The following is a 4,629-nucleotide window of genomic DNA, read 5'->3' on the forward strand; positions in this document are numbered from 1 at the left end:
GATCTTTTTTATTTAATTATTTCTCTTTCCACTGCAACATTTGATAACCAATGCGTGGATGTGTTTTAATAATATCTTTTGCGTCCTCATGACATTGTGAAAGTTTTTGTCTTAATGATGTCATATGCACTCTTAAACTAGGCATTTCAGTCTTATTAACATAGCCATATATTCGTTTTAATATCATCTCATAAGTGAGTACTTTTCCTTTATGATTTGACAATAGTTCTAACAAGCTAAATTCATTTGGCGTCAAATGTACCTCCTGATTATTAATAACAACAGATTTGGAGCCAAAGTCGATGCTTAGCAAACCGTTAGTAAATACAATGTTAGTTTCTTGATGTGACTTAGCGATTCTCTCGATGACTCGTATTCGTGCCCGAAGCTCATCAACATTAAAAGGTTTAGTCATATAGTCATTCGCACCGTTATCTAAAGCTTGAATAATTGTTTGTTCTTCTTGTCTTGCACTTATTACAATGATAGGAATGTCAGTATGTTGCCTGATTTCTGAAATCAAACATAATCCATCTTTATCTGGTAAACCTAAATCTAATAAAATGACATCTGGTTTATCAATTTGAATTTTAAAGTGTGCTTGTGTGGCATTGTCGGCTGTAGTTACATTGTAATAATCTAAAGTTAATGCAACATCAAGTAAATGTGTGATTGCGTGATCATCTTCAATTATCAATATTTTAGATTGCATTATACGTCTCCTTCGTTAAAGTCTGTATATATATTGAAATAGAATATACTGCCGTGTGGTTGGTTCGGTTTATATTGTAAGTTTGATTGATGTTTGTGTAGGATAGTCTGTACTAAATATAAGCCTAGTCCCATGCTTTCTTTTTGGTTATCTTTAAAATATTTATTTGATCCTGTGTAAAAAGGCTCGAATATCTTTTGTTGTTCTTCTAAACTAATTCCAGGTCCTTCGTCTATAACGGCAAATTCGATTTGTTCATAGCTAGCATAACGAATAGATAAATTGATTTTGGTGTCAGTAGAAGTGTGTTTAACTGCATTTTCAATCAAATTGAATAAAGCTTGTAAAATCAACTTACTGTCAATGTGTATAAACTGTAAATTTACGGAGGATGATACAGTTATACGCTTTTTTAAATGGCGACGTTCTAAAATCATATCGATTTCTTCTACTAATTCACTAACGAGATAAGGTTGCAATTTTATCTGAACATTTGATGACTGTAATTTTGTTAATGATAAAATATTTGTCACTAATAGATATAAATACTGACTTTCTTGAAAACTATGTACAAGTAATTGTTCCTTTTCTATGATAGACATATCTTTACTATGTGATACTAAAATATCTAAATTTCCCATAATTGTTGTTAACGGTGTACGTATGTCATGCGAAATTGATCTTAAAAAATTTGAATGTGTCAGTTGACGTTCAGCCTGTAACATGGATTCTCTCGTTTGTTTAAGTAACGTCACATTTTCAACGGCGAGAGAAAGTTCATTTAACATTGATTCTAATATTGATGCATCATATGGATTAATCACTTGAGAACTTTGGTAATCAATGGCTAGAATGCCTTTAATCGGAGATGTGCCAATTGGTATCAACCATTTATTAATGCCTGGAAATGTATCTGTTGTTGCACCAGCTTGTCTTTCATTTTTAATTACCCAGCTTAATGCTTGTTCATGCTGTTGAGTCGTATTATCGATATGGTTTTGCAATGGTATTGTTTTAATTACTTTCGATTGATTGATAACGTATATAGTAATTGATTGTTGCAATAATTGATTAATTTGGTATCCAGCATTTATTAGTAAGTTTTCAACTGTATAAGTTTGTTTAATCGAATCATTAAATTGAAATAATAAATCTGTACGATAAAGTTGCTTTTTAGTAATGGAGTATTGGAATTTAATTTGTTTTAATAAAGCACTCGTTAAAATACTTGTTAAAATGCTAACGATAAATGTAATAGGATAGTCAAAGCGATATACTTCAAATGTATATCTAGGTTCCGTAAAAAAATAATTAAAAACAAATACGTTAATAATTGCTGCTAAAAAGCCAATGATGAAGGACCGCGTCCAAATGGATAATAAAATGATGCCGATGAGAAAAATCATTAAAATAATCGTACTAGACTCATGCTTATCAAGTTGATAAATCCACAGTCCCATCATTACACAAATTATTTGAATCAAAATCATTTTTAACATATCTATGGCGAAACGTTTGCCTTTAGGACGATAGGGTGATTTGTTCATTTTCAATTCAACAGGTATTTGTTTGATTGGAACGATTTCGATTTTATAGCTATGTTCAAAGGACATTAAATGGTCAATTAAAGGTGTATTGAAAAAGTCTCGCCACTTATTTCTAATATGTTGTCCGATAATTAATTTGGTTACATCTTGATTTTTACACCATTCGTCTAATCCTAATGCAACGGTTTGGCTATAAACTACTTTTACTTTTGCTCCTAATGATTTTGCAAGCATGAGATGTTGATGCACTTGCTTTTGACTATCTTTATATTGCCTGTTTTTTTCGAATACATCTATATAAATAGCAGTGAACTTCGCATGTTCTTTTTGAGCAATATGGAATGCCTCTTTAATTACTGCTTCATTATAAATGCTCCCACTAATTGCCACAGCAATATGAGGTTTGAGTGACGTTTTATGGTTGTGTCGGACTTTTTCTTTATCACTCATCAAGTCGGCAACTGTTCTTAACGTCAATGTACGCAGTTCGCTTAGGTGGGCATACGTAAAGAAATTACTAAATGCTACATCTAGCCTATCCTTTTTATATACCTTGCCAGCTTTTAAGCGTTTAATTAATTGTTCAGGTGAGATATCTACGACTTCTAATACATCGGCGCTCATTATGAAATAGTCGGGTACACGTTCTTTAACATGTACACCGGTCATCAGTTCAATTTGACTACTTAAACTTTCAATATGTTGAATGTTCAAAGTGGTATGAACATCGATACCATGATTTAAAATTTCTTCAATATCCATATATCGTTTCTCATGACGATCTCTAGAAATATTCGTATGTGCTAACTCATCGATAAGTACTATTGTCGGCGATTCTTCGATTATGCGGTCGACATCTAAATATTGAAAATGATGACTACCATGTTTAGTAAAATTGGTTGTGATTTTAGGTAATTGTTCAGCTAATGCATTTGTTTCATCACGCTGATGCGGTTCAATATATCCTATTTTAATATCAACGTTACTTTGAAATAGTTCAATGGCATTTGAAAGCATCTCAAATGTTTTACCAACACCTGGACTGTAACCGATGTAAATTGTTAAAGATCCACGCTTTTTTCCTATGTTTAGCGATTCAGTGTTTGACATAACCTTCACCTCGATAGCAATATCATAATATTCTTCACAATTAAATGCTATAAAATTTATTTCTGCATACACATCTTAATGATTTCTTAATAACTAAGTTTGAAAATTAATATTTCTCTCATAAACAAGTTGTTACGATGTTGTTGTGTTGTAAGGAGGTTATGGCAATGCTCATCGTTTTATTACTGGTAGTTATTGCATTAGTTTTGTATTTATTTTATGCCTTAATTCGTAGTGAAAAATTTTAGAAATATATTAAGTGAGGGTTATCATGGAAATAATTTTGTTTCTAACAATGATGGTTATGATTACGTATGTTTTTAGTGGATATCTATATCGCGTAGCATTGGTGCAATCGTCAAGAGTAGATTTAATATTTACTAGATTTGAAAATATGTGTTTTAAAATTATCGGCACAGATTTAGAACACATGTCAGCTAAAACATATGTCAAACATTTTCTGGCATTTAATGGATTTATGGGGTTTATAACATTTGTATTGCTAATAGTTCAGCAATGGCTTTTTTTAAATCCAAATCATAATTTAAACCAATCGATAGATTTAGCGTTTAATACAGCAATATCTTTTTTAACAAATAGTAATTTACAACACTATAACGGTGAATCAGATGTGACATATTTAACGCAAATGATTGTAATGACATATTTAATGTTTACATCTAGTGCATCAGGTTACGCCGTTTGTATAGCGATGTTGAGACGTTTAACTGGATTAACTAATATCATTGGTAATTTTTATCAAGATATTGTTCGGTTTATTGTCCGAGTACTTTTACCATTATCATGTTTAATTAGTATTTTATTGATGACTCAAGGTGTACCACAAACGTTGCATGCTAATTTAATGATTCGGACTTTAAGCGGACATATTCAACATATTGCATTTGGACCTATTGCATCACTTGAATCAATAAAACATCTTGGTACGAATGGTGGAGGATTTTTAGCAGGAAATTCTGCAACACCTTTTGAAAATCCAAATATTTGGAGCAATTTTATAGAAATGGGCAGTATGATGTTACTTCCTATGTCAATGTTGTTCTTATTTGGTCGCATGTTAAGTAGACATGGTAAACGAGTACATCGTCATGCGTTGATATTATTTGTCGCAATGTTTTTCATTTTTATAGCAATTCTTACATTAACTATGTGGAGTGAGTATCGTGGTAATCCAATACTAGCGAATTTAGGCATTTATGGACCGAATATGGAAGGTAAAGAGGTACGGTTTGGAGCAGG

At 31.7% G+C, this 4,629-nt stretch carries 4 protein-coding genes; 2 read left to right on the forward strand and 2 right to left on the reverse strand.

Annotation, left to right across the window (positions count from 1 at the left end; genetic code table 11):
• Positions 1-16: 16 nt before the first annotated feature.
• Together IDG60_RS06965 and IDG60_RS06970 are read right to left on the reverse strand one after the other, a co-directional pair.
• Positions 17-712, reverse strand: a complete 696-nt coding sequence (locus IDG60_RS06965) for a response regulator transcription factor (RefSeq protein ID WP_001190841.1) — start codon at positions 710-712, stop codon at positions 17-19.
• Positions 712-3,369, reverse strand: coding sequence for a sensor histidine kinase (locus IDG60_RS06970; protein WP_000072278.1), 2,658 nt, complete (start codon positions 3,367-3,369; stop codon positions 712-714). The genes IDG60_RS06965 and IDG60_RS06970 overlap by 1 nt, the downstream gene beginning before the upstream one ends.
• Positions 3,370-3,506: 137 nt before the next feature.
• Here IDG60_RS06970 and kdpF point away from each other — a divergent pair, with 137 nt between their 5' ends.
• The gene (gene kdpF / locus IDG60_RS06975; protein WP_001789641.1) at positions 3,507-3,617 is read left to right on the forward strand and encodes a K(+)-transporting ATPase subunit F; all 111 of its coding nucleotides are present in this window, start codon (positions 3,507-3,509) and stop codon (positions 3,615-3,617) included.
• A gap of 23 nt (positions 3,618-3,640) precedes the next feature.
• A partial coding sequence (locus tag IDG60_RS06980; RefSeq protein ID WP_206160574.1) for a potassium-transporting ATPase subunit KdpA occupies positions 3,641-4,629 on the forward strand: 989 nt, incomplete at its 3' end.

Source organism: Staphylococcus sp. EG-SA-2 (genome assembly GCF_017152085.1).

Excerpts from the sequence above, each read along its gene's own strand:
- IDG60_RS06965 (WP_001190841.1), bottom strand. The coding sequence starts at position 712 with ATGCAATCTAAAATATTGATAATTGAAGATGATCACGCAATCACACAT.
- IDG60_RS06970 (WP_000072278.1), bottom strand. The coding sequence starts at position 3,369 with ATGTCAAACACTGAATCGCTAAACATAGGAAAAAAGCGTGGATCTTTA.
- kdpF (WP_001789641.1), top strand. The coding sequence starts at position 3,507 with ATGTTGTTGTGTTGTAAGGAGGTTATGGCAATGCTCATCGTTTTATTA.